The following is a 16,141-nucleotide window of genomic DNA, read 5'->3' as shown; positions in this document are numbered from 1 at the left end:
ACGATCAGAGCGGCAGTACGACCACACCGTCGTCGTCGCTGACCACGGTGGCGCCCGGGGTGAAGGTGCACTCGCCGAACTTCAGGGGCTCGTCCCGCGTACCGGCGCCGGTCTTGCCGCTCTTGCGGGGGTTGGAGCCGAGGGCCTTGATGCCGACCTGGAGCGTGCGCAGGGCGGCCACGTCGCGGACCGCGCCGTTGATGATCACGCCCGCCCAGCCGTTGTCGACGGCCAGGCCGGCGATGATGTCGCCCATCAGGGCGGTGTGCACCGAGCCGCCGCCGTCGACGACGAGGACCCGGCCCTCGCCGGGCTCGCCGAGGATCGACTTGAGCAGGGCGTTGTCCTGGAAGCAGGACACCGTGACCGCGGGGCCCCGGAAGTCGGTGACCCCGCCGTACTGCCGGAACTGGGTGTCGCAGGAACCCAGGGCCTCGCCGTGCTGGTCGTAGAGGTCGGCCGTGCTCGTCATGTTCTGTCTCCTCGATAGACGGCCGCCCCGGTCAGGGCGGCGTCCGGATGCCGTGACGAGTGCAGGCTACAAGCCGCTCCGCACCGGCGGCGGCCACCAGCGCCGGGCGTACCGGGGCTTGACCCTGACGCAGCGTCAACCTTCGATGATGGCCGGCATGAGTGCATCGGCGGCCGCGATCGAGGTTCGTGGCGTACGGAAATCGTTTCGGGAAGTGCGGGTCCTGCGTGGTGTGGATCTGGAGGTGGCCCGGGGCAGCATCGTCGCCCTGCTCGGGTCGAACGGGGCGGGCAAGACCACCCTGGTCCGCATCCTGTCCACACTGCTGCGGGCCGACGAGGGCACGGTGCGGGTCAACGGCTTCGACGTCCGGACCCAGGGCGGTGACGTACGCCGGTCGATCAGTCTGACCGGCCAGTTCGCCGCGGTCGACGAGATCCTGACCGGGCGGGAGAACATCGTCATGATGGCCCGGCTGCGCCGCCTGAAGAATCCGGGGCGGATCGCCGACCAGCTGCTGCGGCGGTTCTCGCTGGCCGACGCGGGCGGCAGACGGGCCGGCGCCTACTCCGGGGGCATGCGGCGGCGGCTGGACATCGCGATGAGCCTGGCCGGGGATCCGCCGGTGATCTTCCTGGACGAGCCGACCACCGGACTCGACCCGGAAGGGCGCCTGGAGGTGTGGCAGGCGATCCGGGAACTCGCCGCGGCCGGTACCACCGTGCTGTTCACCACCCAGTACCTGAACGAGGCGGAACAACTCGCCGACCGGATCGCGATCCTGCACGACGGGACGATCATCGTGACCGGCACCCTGGACGAGCTGAAACGGCTGCGCCCGGCGGCGAAGACCCTGGAGGACGTCTTCCTCGACCTGGTCGGGGGCCGGCGATGATAATTCTGCTCGGGCGGTCGCTGCGGCACGTGCTGCGCAGCCCGGACACCATCGTCACCACCGCGATCACCCCGATCGCCATGATGCTGCTCTTCGTCTACGTGCTGGGCGGCGCGATCCGGGCCGGTGACGGCGCCTACGTCGACTATCTGCTGCCCGGCATCCTGATCGTCACGGTCGCGTCGGGTATCTCGTACACCGCCTACCGTCTCTTCCTCGACCTGCGCAGCGGCATCTTCGACCGGTTCCAGTCGATGCCGATCGCCCGCTCGGCGGTGCTGTGGGCGCACGTGCTGACCTCGGTCGTCGCCAACCTCGTCTCGCTGGTGGTGGTCGTCCTGGTCGCGGTGGTCCTGGGGTTCCGCAGCAGCGCCGGTGTGCCGGCCTGGCTGGCCGTCGCCGGCATCCTGATCTTCTTCACCTGTGCGCTGACCTGGCTCGCGGTGCTCCCCGGGCTGACCGCGCGGACCATCGACGGGGCGAGCGCGTTCGCGTATCCGCTGGTCTTCCTGCCGTTCGTCAGTTCGGCGTTCGTGCCGACCGGCACCATGCCCGGCCCGGTCCGGGCCTTCGCCGAGAACCAGCCGGTGACGTCCATCGTCGACACGTTGCGGAACCTGTTCGCCGGTCAGCCGGCCGGTTCCGGGATCTGGACCGCGCTGGCGTGGTGCGGCGGGATCCTGATCGTGGCCTATGTTCTTGCCACGGTGGCCTACCGGCGCAGAATCTGAGTCATGCTGACCATCGGCCGACTCGCCGCCTACGCCGGTGTCACGATCCGGACCGTGCGGCACTACCACCAGGTCGGGCTGCTGCCGGAACCGGAGCGGGACGCCTCCGGCTACCGGCGGTACGGGGCCGGCGACGTGGTCGCCCTCATCAAGATCCGCACGCTGGCCGACGCCGGAGTGCCGCTGTCCGAGATCGACGGGCTGCTGCGCGCCGGGCCGGCCGGGTTCGCCGAGGCCGTGCAGCGGATCGACGCCCGCCTGGCCGGCGAGATCGCCCGCCGGCAGACCAGCCGGGAACAGATCGCCCGGCTGGCCGCCGGTGACGTGGCGTCGCTCCCGCCCGAGGTGATCGACTACCTGCGCCGGCTGCGGGAGCTGGGGGTGTCCGAGCGGATCCTGGCCGGTGAACGCGACGGGTGGATCATCATGGCGGCCCGCTGGCCCGACGAGGTGGTCACGTGGATACCGGCCAAGATCGCCCAACTTCAGGATCCGCGTCTGGTACGGCTGTATCTGCTCATGTCCGAGGCCGTCGACGACGGCGCGCCCGACGACAGCCTGCTCACCGGGATCGTCGACCTGCTGGCCGCCCTGCTGGCGGAGGCCGAGTGGACCGACCCCGGCGAGGACCTGCCGTTCGACCTGCTGGACGCGCTCGCCGACGAGGCCGGACCCCGCGCCGAGCGACTCCGCCAGATGATGCGGGAGCGCGGCTGGGACGGCTGGACCCGGCAACGACGGGTGTCCTGATCCACCGGACGGTCCGGGCCGGCCCATCGCCGCGTTGTGGCACACCCGACAGGCCTGTCTGGACTCGCGGGCGCCCGCCCGTCCGCCCGTGGTTCGGCTGCCGCTGCGGATTCGGGCGTACCAAAGGCGTTAACAACCCTTGCCAGATGATCACCGTCGGGGTTGCACTGGAGTGGTGACCCGGATCGTCGTCGGAGTGTCCACCTCTCTGCCGGGGCTGGCCGCCCTGCGGTACGCCGTCGCCGAAGGCCGGCGGCGGGGGCTCACCGCGATCACCGTGGTCCGGTCCTGGCCCGACCCCGACCACGGCCGCAAGCCACCGCCGCCGTGGGCCGCCGAACTCGCCCGGGCCAGTTCGGCACTCATCGACGAGGCCGTCTCGGCTGCTTTCGGGATGCGGCCGGCCCGGATCGCCCTGCTGAACAGCACGCCGCGCGGGCGTCCCGGCCCGGCCCTGGTCGACCTGGTGGCGGCCGACGACGACCTGATCGTGCTGGGCAGCCGGCGTCGGCGCTGGCTGGGGTCGGGAGTGGCCCGGCACTGCATCCGGCTGGCGCCCTGCCCGGTGATCGTGGTCCCGCCGCCCCCGGCGGGGCGCTTCCAGACCGGCGACCTGGACGCCGAACTGCGCCGCCTGACCGGAATGTGAGGCGGCTCCTCAGCGCGGTTGCCCGGCCTGCCAGGCTTTCCACAGTTCGGCATAGGTGCCGCCGGAGGCGATCAGGTCGTGGTGTGTGCCGGTCTCCGTGATCCGGCCCTGGTCCATCACGACTATGTGGTCGCAGGCGCGGGCCTGGGACAGGCGGTGCGCGATCGTCAGGGCGGTGCGGCCGGCCAGGGCGGCCCCGGCGGCGTGATCGAGTGGTCCCGCCTGCGCGGATCCGGCTTCGGCGGTGGCTTCGTCGAGGATGGCCAGCTCCGGGTCGGCCAGGAGCAGCCGGGTCAGCGCGATCTGCTGCGCCTGCGCGTCGGTGAGCGGGTGTCCCCCGGAGCCCACCAGCGTGTCCAGGCCGTCCGGCAACAGGTCCAGGAGACCGGTCGTGCCGGTGGTTTCCAGTGCGGCCAGAAGATCGTGGTCGGTGGCTTGCGGGGCGGCGAGCGTGAGGTTGTCGCGGAGGGTTCCCGCGAACACGTGCACCTCCTGGGTGATCACCGCGGTGCGCACCGGGCGGGTCACGGTTCCGGCTCCGGGTGGGTGGATGCCGGCCACCACCGCGGCCAGTGTGCTCTTTCCGGCTCCGGAGGCGCCGACGACGGCGACGTGCTGACCGGGGGCGATGTCGATGCTGACGTCGTCGAGAGCGGGCGGGCCGTCGTCGTAGCGGAAGGTGATCCCGCGGAGCCGGACGGCGGCTGTCGGCCCGTACCCCGCCCCGGGCCGGGTGACGGGGGTGGTGATCATCCCGACCATGCGGTTCAGGGAGGCCAGGGCCGACTGGAGGGTGTCGATCACGAACAGCAGTTCGTTGACCGGGCCGAGCAGGCGCAGCACCAGCAGCGTGGCGGTGGTGGCGCCGCCGACGGTCGACGTGCCCTGGCCGATGAGGACGAAGCCGACCACCAGGACGGTGGCCAGGCTCAGGCATTCACCGAGGTTGAGGCGGGCGCTCAGGCCACTCTGGACGGTCCGGGCGCGCAGCGACCGCACCACGACGGCCCAGGAGGCGGCCATCACGGCGCGGTGCCGCTGCCCGGCCAGCCCGAAGCCGAGCACGGTGTCGTAGCCGCGCTGGGATTCGAGGATCTGCTGGGCGCGGGCGCTCATCGCGGCCCGTTCGTCGCGGTACACCGCCGGGCCGGTGCGCAGGTACCAGCGCATGGCCAGCACATAGACCGGCAGCACGACGGCGAAGGCCGCGGCATACGGCAGTTCGAGGGCCGCCAGCCCGCCCAGCGAGACCACGATCGTGAACGCCGTGACGGTCAGCGCCGGGATCACCCCCGGTGCGGCGTCGGCCACGGCGGTGACGTCGTCGCTGGTCCGGGAGATCAGGTCGCCGGTCCCGGCACGCTCGACGAGGTGCTGGGGCAGGGCCATGGCACGGGCCACGAGTCGTTCGCGCAGCCTGGCGAGCACGGCGTGGTAGGCGCGGGTGGCGAGCACGATCGTCACCGCGGTGCCCGCCGCGCCGAGCACCGCCGCGACGGCCATCACGGCGGTGGCGGTCAGGACGGTGCCCGGATCGGCGGTGCCGGCCCGCACGCGGTCGACGAGGTACCCGATCGCCAGGGGCGGGATCAGGTCGGCGCCGGTGCTGACGGTCCCGAGCACACCCGTCGCGGCGAGCCGGAGCCGGTGCCCGCGGCTGAGCCGCCACAACTGCGCCGCGGTCTCCCGGCCGCCCGCGACCGGCATCACCGGGCGCTCCCGATGACCCGGTCGCAGGCGCTCAGCAGGGCCGGGGTGGACGCGATGAGCAGCGTCGATCGCCCCTGCCGGATGTCACGCAACCGACCGGCGATCACGTGCTCGGTGACCGGGTCGACCGCGGTGGTCGGATCGTGGAGCACGAGCACCGGCGCGTCACTGGCCAGGGCACGAGCCAGCGCGATCCGCTGCCGCTGCCCGCCGGAGAGACGGTTGCCGCCCTCACCGACCGGCACGTCGAGGCCGGCGACGAAGTCATCACAGGCGGCCGCCCGAACCGCGGCATGCGTAAGACCCTCCGGACCGGCGCCGGCCTGTCCCGGCGTACCGGAAAGGAGGTTGTCCTGGATCGTGCCGCTGAACAGGGTCACCCGGTGTGGGGCGACGGTGACCCGGGAGCGGTATCCGGCCGGGGACGACTCGCGCACCGGGAGCCCGTCCAGCCGGACCTGGACCTCGTCACCGGCCCACGGGTCGAGCAGGGCCCCGGCGAGGCGGGCCGCGGACCGGTCGTCGGTGAGGACGCCGACGAACTCCCCCGGCTCGACCCGGACCGTGGTGCCCGGCCCGGAGACCTCGAGCACGGGCAGCGGCCCGGCATCGAAGAAGCCGGATTCCGGTGTGGCCGAGGACGGCAGAGCCTCGTGGATCCGCGCGGCCGAGGCGCGGGCGGAGGCGAGGTTGGGGATCGACAGGTTGGCGATCGACTCGATCTGCGGCAGCAGCGCCTGGGTGAGGCCGACCGCGGCGATCAACTCTCCGATGCTCAGCCGCCCGACCACCGCGAACCAGCCGGCCAGCCCCATCACCGTCGCGACGAACACCCCGGTGATCACCCCCGAGCCGACCAGGAATCCGCCCAGCAGCCCGGCGTTGCGCTCGGCCCCGGCGAGGGCCTCCCGGCTGGCCCGCCGGTACCGCCGGGTCGCCTCCGCCTCGGCGCGGACCCCGAGCCCTTTGACGACGCGGTACCCGGCGACCAGGTCGGTGGCCCGCCCGACGGTGGCGGCCAGCAGCCCCTGGTACTCGCGGGTGCCCCGGGAGAGCCGCTCGCTGAGCACCCCCATCGACCAGACCGCGACCGGCGCCCCGATCAGCACCACCAGCCCGAGCACCGGGTCCATCGTCAGCAGCGACACCGCGATGAAGCCGATGGCCGCGACCCGGGCGATCGGCATGATCGTCAGGATCACCCCGTTCGCCAGGCGGGCGACGTCGGTCGTCATCACCGACACGACACCGCCGTCCGGCGCCCGGGCGGCCCCGTCGGCGGGATGCAGCACACCTGTCGACAGGGTGCCGCGGAGCCGGTGCTGCAACGACTGCACCGCGAACGCGGTCAGCCGTAGCGCGAACCGGGCCGCCGTCGTCAGCGCGACGTAGACGACGATCAGCACACCGAGCCACAGCACCAGCTCGCCCACGTCGCCGGTGGCCAGCGCCCGGTCGATCGCCAGCCCCATCAGCACCGGGACCGCGGCCTCGCCCAGCTGCCACACGGTGGCGAACAACATCGCGGGAACGGTGACCCGCTTCATCGAGAAGATGATCCTCACCGGCGGTCCCGTCCCAGCGGCACCACCTGCGGGGTGCCGGCCACCGGATCGGGCACCACCAGGCAGCGCAGGCCGAACACCTTCTCGACCAGCTCGACCGTGACGACCTCCTCGGGTGTCCCCTCGGCGACGACCTGCCCGTCCTTCATCGCGATCACGTGGGTGCCGTACCGGGAGGCGTGGTTGAGGTCGTGCAGCACCGCGACCATGGTGTGCCCGGCCCGGTGCAGGTCGGTGAAGAGCTCCATCAGCTCGATCTGGTGGGTGATGTCGAGGAACGTGGTCGGCTCGTCCAGCAGCAGGATGCCGGTGTGCTGGGCCAGCGCCATCGCCACCCACACCCGCTGACGCTGCCCGCCGGACAGCTCGTCCACCTGGCGGCCGGACAGGTCGGTGACCGCGGTCTGCTCCATCGCCCGGGCCACGGCCCGCTCGTCGTCCTCGGTCCACTGCCGGAAGAACCCCTGGTACGGGTACCGGCCCCGGGCCACCAGGTCGGCGACGGTGATCCCATCGGGCGCGATCGCGGTCTGCGGCAGCAGCCCGACCCGCCGGGCCACCTCCTTCGTCCGGTACGACCCGATGTCGGCGCCGTCCAGGACCACCTGACCGGCGTCCGGCCGGAGCAGCCGGGACAGTCCGCGCAGCAGTGTCGACTTGCCGCACGCGTTCGGGCCCACGATCACCGTGAACGACCGGTCCGGGATCGACACCGACAGGTTCGCGCTGATGATCCGTTCGCCGTACCCGAGGGTCGCCCCCGCGACGTGGAGCCGGGATTCGTTCACAGCCTTCGCCTCGCTTCGGTGAACAGCAGCCGGCCGAGGTAGCCGCCGCCGAGGATGACGGTGATGATCCCCACCGGCAGCGGGGTGGGTGCGACGTGCTGGGCGATGTAGTCGGCCGCCAGGCACAGCAGCGCGCCGACCAGGGCCGCCGGTGCGAGCGTGATCCCGGCGGTGCGCGCCAGCCGGCGGGCGATCTGCGGGGCGACCAGGGAGACGAACACGATCGGCCCGGACGCGGCGGTCACCGTCGCGGTCAGTGCGACCCCGACCACGACCAGGCCGAGGCGGACCGGCGGCACCCGTACCCCCTGGGAGGTGGCGGCCTCGTCGCCCAGCTCCATCTGCCGCATCGGCCGGCTCAGCAGGCCCGACGCCGGCAGGAGCACCGCGATGCAGGCGCCGCCGATCACCACCTGGTCCCAGGAGACGCCGTTGAGCGATCCGGCTCCCCACGCGGCCGCGGCCATCGCCTGCTCCAGCTCGGCCTTGAGGATCAGCCAGACGTTCAGCGACGCGAGCATGCCGGAGGCGCCGATGCCGACGACGATCAGGCGAAAACCCTGGACCCCTTGCCGGTACGCGAGGAGGTACACGCCCAGGGCAGTGGCCATGCCACCGGCCAGCGCCCCGCCGACCAGCTGCGCGTAGGTGCCGTCGACGACCAGGATGACGATCAGCGCCCCGGTGTAGGAGCCCTCGGTGAACCCGATGATGCCGGGATCGGCGAGCGGGTTGCGCAGCATCGACTGGAAGATCGCGCCGGACACCCCGAGCGCGGCGCCGAACAGCAGCGCGGCCGCCACCCGGGGCAGTCGCCAGTCGACCACGATGTCGTGCACCAGCCCGGTCTCGCCGCCGGTCAGCGCGGCGACCACCTGTCCGGGGCCGAGGTGGTACGAGCCGGTCATCAGCGCGACCACCGCCAGGACCGCGATGGCCAGGGTGAGAACGGCGCAGACCACGACCGAGCGCTGTTCGACGCGTACCGCGATCCGGCCGTGCCGCAGCACCAGCACGCGGCGCCCGAAGTCCACCCGGTTCACAGACCGCTCGCCTTCTTCCGGCGGACCAGCGCGATCAGGACCGGAGCGCCGGCGAACGCGGTGACCACGCCGACCGGGATCTCGCTCGGGTGCACGGCGACGCGCCCGAGGACGTCGGAGGCCAGCAGCAGGATCGGGGCGAGCAGCACGCTGTACGCGAAGATCCAGCGCTGATCCGGGCCGGCGATCCAGCGGGCCACGTGCGGCACCATCAGCCCGACGAAACCGATCGGCCCGGCGACCGCGGTGGCTCCGCCGGCCAGCAGGGTGAGCGCGATGATCGCGAGGAGCCGGGTGGGCGCCAGCCGGACCCCCTGGGCGACCGCCACCTCGTCACCCAGGGCCATCGCGTCCAGGGGCCCGGACACCGTGAAGGCCAGGACCAGGGCGATCGCGAAGAACGGCAGGATCGGCCAGAGCAGTTCGAGCGGCCGGCCCACGATCGAACCGGCGTTCCAGGACCGCATCGCGTCGAAGGCGGCCGCGTCGGTCAGTTGGAGAGCCTCCCGGGCGCCGCCGAGCACCGCGGTGACACACACCCCGGCGAGCACCATGACCACCGGCGACCGGCCCTGCCGGGTCGACCCGAGGGCGAGCACCGTCAGGGTGACGATCAGCGCCCCGGCGAAGGCGAACCACAGGTAGCCGCCGATGTCGCGGACGCCGAACAGGCCCACCGCGACCGTGACCGCGAAGGAGGCGCCGGCGTGGACGCCGAGGATGCCCGGATCGGCCAGCGGGTTGCGGGTCAGCGCCTGGATCAGTGCTCCGGCCACACCGAGCGCCGCGCCGACGACCAGGCCGAGGACGGTACGCGGCAGCCGGTAGTCCCGGATCGCGAACTGGTCGATGTCGGCGGACGGATGGAACAGGGCGTCCCACACCACCGACGGCGCGATCGTCGTCGACCCGATCAGCACGCTCAGCACCAGCAGGACCAGCAGCGCCACCAGTGCGGCGAGCAGCCCGATCGAACGCCGGCGTGGTCCGGGCACCGGGACGGCGCCCGGACCACGCCGGTGCGGGGCGAGAGTCGTCACTTCTTGGCGGGCAGGGTCGCCAGGGCGGTGCCGAGCGAGTCCAGGTACCGCAGGACCGGTCCGTAGGAGTTGTTGCCGGGGCAGAAGACGCCGAGCGCGCGACCGGACTGCACCGCGGGCAGCGCCTTCCAGGTGTTGGTCGCGACCACCGGCGCGAACGGCTCGGTCGGGCTGCCGGCGGCGTCGACCGGGTAGGTGATCACGTCGTACTTCGCGAGCCCGGCGATCTGCTCGAACGGCAGGGACGTCCAGCCCAGGGGGTCGGCGCCGGCGGCCGCCTGGGGGAAGTCCATGCCGATGTCGCCCTGGGCGATCTCGACACACCCGAAGTCCGCGACCGAGAACGTCCCGGGATCGGAACTCGACCAGCGGTCGACGTTGACGAACCTGGTGTCGGCGATGATCCCGGCGTACGTCTGCTTGATGTCGGCGATCTTCTTCTCGAACTCCGCCTTCTGCCCGCTGAGCCCGTCGGTCACGTCACCGGCCTCGGCGAGCGCGCCGGCGAAGGTCTTCCACTCGACGTCGAGTCCCCAGAACGTCGTCGGGGCGATCGACTCCAGCTGCTTCTTGATCTGCGCGAACTCGCTCTCCGGGAGCTGGGCCAGGATGAGGTCCGGCTTCAGGGAGGCGAGTTTCTCCATGTCGACCTGGTCGCCGCTGGCGCCGAGCTTGGTGGCCGCGTCGTACGCCGCTTTCTGGTCGGTGGGGATGAGGCTCAGCTCGGGGCCGGACACCTCGGTGACGCCGACCGGCCGGCCACCCATGTCGATCAGCGGCAGGGTGGTGTTGCCGATCGTGACGATCCGCTGTGCGGCGGCGCTCGGCGCACCGGCCTTCGCACCGGGGTCGTCGCTCGCGCTCCCGCAGGCGGCGAGGGCGAACGTGGCGCTCAGCAGGGCGACGGCCAGGGCCGCACCCCGTCGTCGCAGGCGTGTATCGATCATTGTTGTGCTTCTTTCTCTTCTTCATCAGGGGTGCCGGCCGGGATCAGTTCGTGGACCGTGGTGCCCCAGCCGACGGTGTGCCGCGCGGCGCGGGTCAGACCGGCCCGCGTGATGACGGCGTCGAGTTCGGCCTCGGTGCGCAGACCGGAGCCGTGCACGGTGAGGGCGAGCAGGTCCGCTTCGCCGTCGTGCTCGTCGAGGTCGTCGAGGTCGAAGGTGTCCTCGATCAGCAGCACCCGGCCGCCGCTTTCGGCCGCGCGGCGCAGGGCGCGGGCAGCGTCGGCATCGGGCAGGTTCTTGAACGCGCGGATCACGAAAACGGCGTCGGCCGGCGGGCCGGGTTCGAAGACGGACTGCTCGACCACCTCGACCCGGGCCCGCTGCTGCTCGTCGGGGATGGTGTCGGGCAGGTCGCGGCGCAGCCAGTCGGCCTGGGCGGGCAGCGCGCAGATCGTCACGCGCAGGTCGGGGCGGGCGGCGACGAACTCGCGGGCCTGGGCGCCGGCGCCGCCGGAGTGCAGCACCAGGTGCCGGACCCCGGCGAGCAGTTCGGAGCGGGCGATCGGCTCGGCCAGCGCGGCCTGGAACTTCGCCAGTCTCTCCAGGTAGCGGTCCTCGTAGTCCTGCTCGGCGCGTACCGCGGTGAAGGTCTGCCCGGTGGTTGCGAGGTAGGACGCCCGGCCGGTGCGGACCGACTCGGTGAGGCCGTGGATGCCGAGCATCTCGCGGCCGGCGGCCCCGGCCGGGTGCAGGAGGTCGATCATGAAGTCCAGGGTCAGGACCTCGCCCACCGGGGTCAGGCCGTACCGGCCCGGTCCGGCCGGGGCCACGATGTCCAGGGTGTGCAGGTAGCGCAGCAGTTTGCCCAGCGCCCGCTCGTCGGCGCCCGCTTTGGCGGCCAGCTCGTCGACCCCGGTCACGCCGCGGGAGATCAACTCCGGAACACCCAGTTCGACGGCGGTACGGATGGCGACCGGCGCGATCAGCTCGGCCAGGTCGTGGAGCCGCTCGAACGGGGTTCTCGTCCTCTCCGGGTCGGGCACCGCCTGATCGGTCTCCAGGGCGACGACCTCGCCACGGCGCCAGTACCCGATGAAGTCGACGTCCTCCTTGGGCACACCCCGGTCCTCGACCAGGTGGCGCCGGATGTCGCGGACCGTCCGCTGTTCCCCGGCGACCCACGCGAACGGCCGCCCGTCCCACCAGCCGCCGTTGCGGACCGCGTCCACCAGCAGGGTCGCCCCGGAACCGTCGCGGACCAGCCAGGTCACCTCGACGCCGGGCAGTTCCCGCAGCTCCTGACGGTGTGCGTCCTCGGTGATCTCGATGAACACCCGGGCCCGCGTGTCACCGGGCAGCTCGTCGAGCAGACGGGCGATCGCGGGCAGCGCGGTGTCGTCGCCGGCGACCAGGAGCCAGTCCGCGTCGTGCGGGAGCGCCCGGGACGAGCCCGGTCCGGCGAAGTGCACCCGGTCGCCGATCTCGGCCCGGTACGCCCAGGTGGTGCCCACCCCGATGCCGTGCCTGACGAAGTCGACGTCCAGTTCGCCGGTCTCCGGATCCCAGCGGCGCACGGTGTAGATCCGGGTCAGCGGCCGCGGATCCTTCGGCAGGTCGAGGCCGTTGGCCCGCTGCACCGGCAGCACCGGCTCGGCCTGGCCGGGGTAGCGGAACACCAGGCGGATGTCGTCGTCGAAGCCGGTCGACGCGAACGCCGGCTGGGGGAAGCCGTTCGCCGAGGTGAACTCGCGGAGCTGTGGACCGGTCAGGGTGATCCGGCGCATCCCCGGCGTCAGGTCCACCACCCGGGCCACCTCGGCCTCGCGCAGGGTCAGGGGGCGCACGGTGATCCGGCGTGAGGTCTTGGGCACGGCCTAAGGTTAGGCAACCCTTATCTTCAACGGTGTGCGCAGACTGCCATATGGTTAGGACATGGTGGATACCGGCCGGCCGCCGCCGATTCCCGGTGTGCGGGCCGGTGGCCGGTGGAATCAGGCCGAGCACCTGCTGTTCTGGGTCCGCACCGGCGCGGCGTGCGTACAGATGGAGGGTCATCCGGATTTTCGTCTCACCGCGGGTGAGGGGGTCTGGATCCCGGCGGCCGACGGCAGCTCCTGGACCGTCGTCACCGAGCCGGGCACGGTCGCCTTCCCGCTGCTGACCCACCCGAGCATCGCGGACCTGCCGGAGCCGCGGCGGTTCGTGGTCCCGGACGGCTGGCAGGACTGGCTGATCCAGCACTTCAACCTGATGGTCACGCCGCTCACCGGGCACGGCTACCCGCAGGACGCGCTGGCCGGGCTGCTCCGCGGCTCCGGCCGGCGACCACCGCCGTTCGCCGTCGATCCGCCGGTCCTGCCGCGGGCCGGCCGGGCCCGGGCGGTGGCTGAGGAGTTGCTCCGCGATCCCGCGCTCGACCTCACCGTCGCCGAGTGGGCGGCCCGGGTGCTGTCCAGCCCGCGCACCCTGCGCCGGGACTTCCCGGCCGGCACCGGGCTGACCTTCGAGCAGTGGCGGCTGGCCTGCCGGTTGAGTGCGGCCGTCGAGTTGCTGGCCGCCGGGCACGGTGTCGATCAGGTGGCCGCCCGGGTCGGTTTCACCAGCCGCAACGGGTTCTCCCGGGCGTTCCGGCAGCGGTTCGGGACGACGCCGCACGAGTGCGGCCGGGCTCTCGCCGCACGGCCCGTCGCCACCCGCCCGGCCGACGACCTGATCACGATGCTGCGTGACGGCCGTACCTCGCCCGCCGGGCCGGCGCTGCTCCCGGCGACCCGCACCGCCTCACACACCAACAACACGCACGTGCTCTGCTGGTCGTACCGCGGCAGTGGTCATCTGGACGCCGGCGACCGCCGCTGGGAATGGAGCCGGGGCGGCGCGATCTGGATCCCGGCCGGTCTGGAGCACACCACAGGCGTCCACGAGAACTCGATCTCCCTGCCCCTCGGGAACGCCACCACCGGCGAACTCCACCTGACCGGGCCGCTGCAGGCCCAGTTCCCGCCGGCCTGGGACGACTACCTGATGTTCTGCTCGATCAGCGCCCGCACCCCGATACGCCCGGAGAACTACGACCCCAGCCACATCCTGGACCTGTTCGCCGACCACGTCGCCGCGCAGCGGGCCCTGTCGGTGCCGATGCCGGCCGACCCCGGCGCCCGGGAGATGGCGATGGACTGCCTGCGCCGCCTCGGCACCTCCGGCGGTTCCGGGGCCGACGTGCCGGCCGACATCCAGCGCGCCTTCCGGGACCAGACCGGCATGAATTTCGCCAGGTGGCGCGGCGCCGCCCGGATGCGGATCGCCCGGGATCTGCTCGCCGGCGGCGCCAAACCGACAGCTGTCGCCCGGCGCGTCGGTTACGCCCACCTGCCGACGTTCAGCGCCGCCTTCTCCCGTTTCCACGGCCTGTCCCCCCGCGAATACCAGGACCGGGTATCCCGTACGCCGGAAAGAAATGCGTTTCTCTGATCGCGCATCGTCCCTAGGATCTGCGGTGATCGAAGGAGATGACACGGTGGGCGATTTTCAGCAGTTCGTGACGGACGTGGACAAGCGTCTGTCCACGATGTCCCAGGGTGAGTTGTTCGTGGCCGGCGACAGCCTCGACCGCGATTCACTCTGGCTCACCTTTCTCGATTCCTTCCCGGCCGGCACCAATCCCCGTTTCCGGGAACGATCCGCATTCGACTGCTCGACCTGCCGCGGATTCGTCAGGAACTTCGGCACCGTCGTCGAGATCCACGACGGCCGGATTCGTACCGTCTGGTCCGGGGTGTCGGCCGCCGACCCGGTCTTCTCGGTCGTCGCCGCGGCGATGGACGCGTTCGTCGGCACGCTGCCGCTGTCAGGTGTCTTCCGGTCCACCGAGGCGCGGTACGGGGCGAGGACGACCCGGTCGCTGCACGACGGCAAGGTCGAGGTGTGGAACCACCTGCACGGCCCGGTGGCGAAGCGGCACCGCACCCGGGATCCCGGCGCCGAGCGGGGCGCCTTCGACGCCGCGGTGCAGGTGTTCCAGCGGGGCCTGGCCGAGCTGACCCCGGACGCCCTGGACACCGTCGCCGGCCTGATCGACGACGACGCCCTCTACCGCGGCGCCGAGCACCGCCGGGCGATGACCGAGTTCCGGTCGCTGCGCAACCAGTGGGAGCAGGCGCCCGACAAGCGGGCCTTCGTCTTCGCCAACGCCATGAACCCGGCGGCCCGGCTCCGCAACACGGTGATCGGCACCCTGGTCCAGGACCTCTCCGCGGGCATCGACCTGGAGCCGGCGGTCCGGGCGTTCGAGACGAAGGTGGCGCCGCAGAACTACCAGCGTCCCACCGCGCTGATCACCCCGGCCATGGTCAAGGCCGCCATGAAGACCATCGGTGAGCTGGGCATCGAGGAGTCGTTGCAGCGCCGGTTCGCCCGGCTGTCCGACGTGTCGGTCACCAACGTGCTGTGGGTCGACAACGACACCCAGTCGCGGATGAAGGACGGCATCGAGGGGCTGCTCATGCGGGCGGCCACCACCGGGGCCCCGGGCGCGCGGGACGCGAAGCCGGAGGAGGTTCCGGTGCTCACCTTCATGAAGGACATCCTGCCCGGCGCCGCGAGCATCGACATGTGGGTCGCCGGCCGCCACCAGCCGCACCTGGTCAGCCTCACCACCGGCCGGCACCCGGACGCGCCGCGGCTGTTCAAGTGGGACAACGACTTCGGCTGGTCGTACGGCGGCAACGTCACCGACTCGATCAAGGAGAAGGTCAAGCGGGCCGGCGGCAACGTCACCGGCAAACTGCGGGTGAGCCTGTCCTGGTTCAACCACGACGACCTCGACCTGCATGTGTACGAGCCGGACGGCACCCACATCTGGTACCGGGAGAAGCGCAACAAGCTGGACGTCGACATGAACGCGGGCGGGTCGTTCACCCGCGAGCCGGTGGAGAACGTGACCTGGGCCGGCAAGGTTCCGGACGGTGAGTACCGGATCGAGGTGAACCAGTACCACAAGCGGGAGAGCACCGGCGCGGGCTTCGTGATCGAGACCGAGAGCGACGGGCGGATCGAGCACTACCGTCTGGAGCGGGCGGTCGGCACCCGGGAGACCGTCGAGGTGGGCCGGATGACGGTGGCCGGCGAGGTGATCACCGCTTTCCGGCCGGGCCCGGACCTGGTGCCGGGCAACGCCGCCAAAGAAATGTGGGGCATCACCACCGAACAGTTCGTGCCGGTGTCCACCGTGATGTACTCGCCGAACTTCTTCGACGACAACGAGGTCGGCAACCGCCACTACCTCTTCATCCTGAAAGGGTGCGCGAACGATCAGCCGGCCCGGGGGATCTACAACGAATTCCTCCGTAATGATCTGCAGCAGCACCGCAAGGTGTTCGAAGTTCTCGGCGACCGCACCAAATGCGAACCGGTCCCGGATCAGTTGTCCGGTCTCGGTTTCAGCTCCACGATCCGCGATTCCGTGGTCGCCAAGGTGACCATGACCGGCGGCCGGCGCCGCCTGATCAGCATCCAGTTCTGAAATCCACACCCCGACATCGGTGAAGAGGCA

The 16,141-nt window shown here is 71.8% G+C and carries 14 protein-coding genes; 6 read left to right on the top strand and 8 right to left on the bottom strand.

Annotated elements, in window-relative coordinates; all coding sequences use genetic code 11:
* Positions 1–4 precede the first annotated feature (4 nt).
* On the bottom strand, positions 5–472 hold the full coding sequence (gene rraA, locus Aco03nite_RS04855; protein ID WP_203793381.1) for a ribonuclease E activity regulator RraA: 468 nt from the start codon (positions 470–472) through the stop codon (positions 5–7).
* A 157-nt stretch (positions 473–629) separates the two neighbouring features.
* Between rraA and Aco03nite_RS04850 the strand changes: the two genes are divergently transcribed.
* The 4 genes from Aco03nite_RS04850 (at position 630) to Aco03nite_RS04835 (ending at position 3,497) form a co-directional block, all read left to right on the top strand.
* Entirely contained in the window at positions 630–1,367 is a 738-nt protein-coding gene (locus Aco03nite_RS04850; protein WP_203793379.1) for an ABC transporter ATP-binding protein, read from the top strand.
* Entirely contained in the window at positions 1,364–2,098 is a 735-nt protein-coding gene (locus Aco03nite_RS04845; protein WP_203793377.1) for an ABC transporter permease, read from the top strand. The genes Aco03nite_RS04850 and Aco03nite_RS04845 overlap by 4 nt, the downstream gene beginning before the upstream one ends.
* 3 nt (positions 2,099–2,101) lie before the next feature.
* Positions 2,102–2,848, top strand: a complete 747-nt coding sequence (locus Aco03nite_RS04840; protein WP_203793374.1) for a MerR family transcriptional regulator — start codon at positions 2,102–2,104, stop codon at positions 2,846–2,848.
* A 172-nt stretch (positions 2,849–3,020) separates the two neighbouring features.
* Positions 3,021–3,497, top strand: a complete 477-nt coding sequence (locus Aco03nite_RS04835) for a universal stress protein (protein WP_307837628.1) — start codon at positions 3,021–3,023, stop codon at positions 3,495–3,497.
* Between the two features lie 9 nt (positions 3,498–3,506).
* Here the strand turns inward: Aco03nite_RS04835 and Aco03nite_RS04830 are convergent, their stop codons facing one another.
* Genes Aco03nite_RS04830 through Aco03nite_RS04800 form a run of 7 tightly spaced genes read right to left on the bottom strand, consistent with a single transcriptional unit; the run spans position 3,507 to position 12,461 of the window.
* Positions 3,507–5,204, bottom strand: a complete 1,698-nt coding sequence (locus tag Aco03nite_RS04830) for an ABC transporter ATP-binding protein (protein WP_239144917.1) — start codon at positions 5,202–5,204, stop codon at positions 3,507–3,509.
* The gene (locus Aco03nite_RS04825) at positions 5,204–6,754 is read right to left on the bottom strand and encodes an ABC transporter ATP-binding protein (protein WP_203793368.1); all 1,551 of its coding nucleotides are present in this window, start codon (positions 6,752–6,754) and stop codon (positions 5,204–5,206) included. Before Aco03nite_RS04825 ends, Aco03nite_RS04830 begins: the two co-directional genes overlap by 1 nt.
* A gap of 14 nt (positions 6,755–6,768) precedes the next feature.
* Positions 6,769–7,560: an ABC transporter ATP-binding protein gene (locus Aco03nite_RS04820; RefSeq protein ID WP_203793366.1), complete on the bottom strand. Its 792-nt coding sequence runs from the start codon at positions 7,558–7,560 to the stop codon at positions 6,769–6,771.
* Complete coding sequence (locus tag Aco03nite_RS04815) at positions 7,557–8,603, bottom strand: FecCD family ABC transporter permease (protein ID WP_239144911.1); 1,047 nt, start codon at positions 8,601–8,603, stop codon at positions 7,557–7,559. Before Aco03nite_RS04815 ends, Aco03nite_RS04820 begins: the two co-directional genes overlap by 4 nt.
* Positions 8,600–9,643 carry a FecCD family ABC transporter permease gene (locus Aco03nite_RS04810; protein WP_239144910.1) on the bottom strand — a complete coding sequence of 348 codons (1,044 nt, stop codon included), beginning with the start codon at positions 9,641–9,643 and terminating at the stop codon, positions 8,600–8,602. Before Aco03nite_RS04810 ends, Aco03nite_RS04815 begins: the two co-directional genes overlap by 4 nt.
* Positions 9,640–10,590, bottom strand: a complete 951-nt coding sequence (locus Aco03nite_RS04805; protein ID WP_203793362.1) for an ABC transporter substrate-binding protein — start codon at positions 10,588–10,590, stop codon at positions 9,640–9,642. Before Aco03nite_RS04805 ends, Aco03nite_RS04810 begins: the two co-directional genes overlap by 4 nt.
* The gene (locus Aco03nite_RS04800) at positions 10,587–12,461 is read right to left on the bottom strand and encodes a siderophore-interacting protein (RefSeq protein ID WP_203793361.1); all 1,875 of its coding nucleotides are present in this window, start codon (positions 12,459–12,461) and stop codon (positions 10,587–10,589) included. The genes Aco03nite_RS04805 and Aco03nite_RS04800 overlap by 4 nt, the downstream gene beginning before the upstream one ends.
* A gap of 61 nt (positions 12,462–12,522) precedes the next feature.
* Between Aco03nite_RS04800 and Aco03nite_RS04795 the strand changes: the two genes are divergently transcribed.
* Both Aco03nite_RS04795 and Aco03nite_RS04790 read left to right on the top strand, forming a co-directional pair.
* Positions 12,523–14,061, top strand: coding sequence for an AraC family transcriptional regulator (locus Aco03nite_RS04795; protein WP_203793360.1), 1,539 nt, complete (start codon positions 12,523–12,525; stop codon positions 14,059–14,061).
* A 46-nt stretch (positions 14,062–14,107) separates the two neighbouring features.
* Positions 14,108–16,111 (top strand): DUF8224 domain-containing phage-derived protein, encoded by a 2,004-nt coding sequence (locus Aco03nite_RS04790; RefSeq protein ID WP_203793440.1) that lies wholly within the window; start codon positions 14,108–14,110, stop codon positions 16,109–16,111.
* Positions 16,112–16,141: the final 30 nt, after the last annotated feature.

Origin of the sequence: Actinoplanes couchii (assembly GCF_016862075.1) — a bacterium.
Classification (GTDB): domain Bacteria; phylum Actinomycetota; class Actinomycetes; order Mycobacteriales; family Micromonosporaceae; genus Actinoplanes; species Actinoplanes couchii.
The sequence above is the reverse complement of the archived record's forward strand: the minus strand, read 5'-3'. Positions and strand labels throughout refer to the sequence as shown.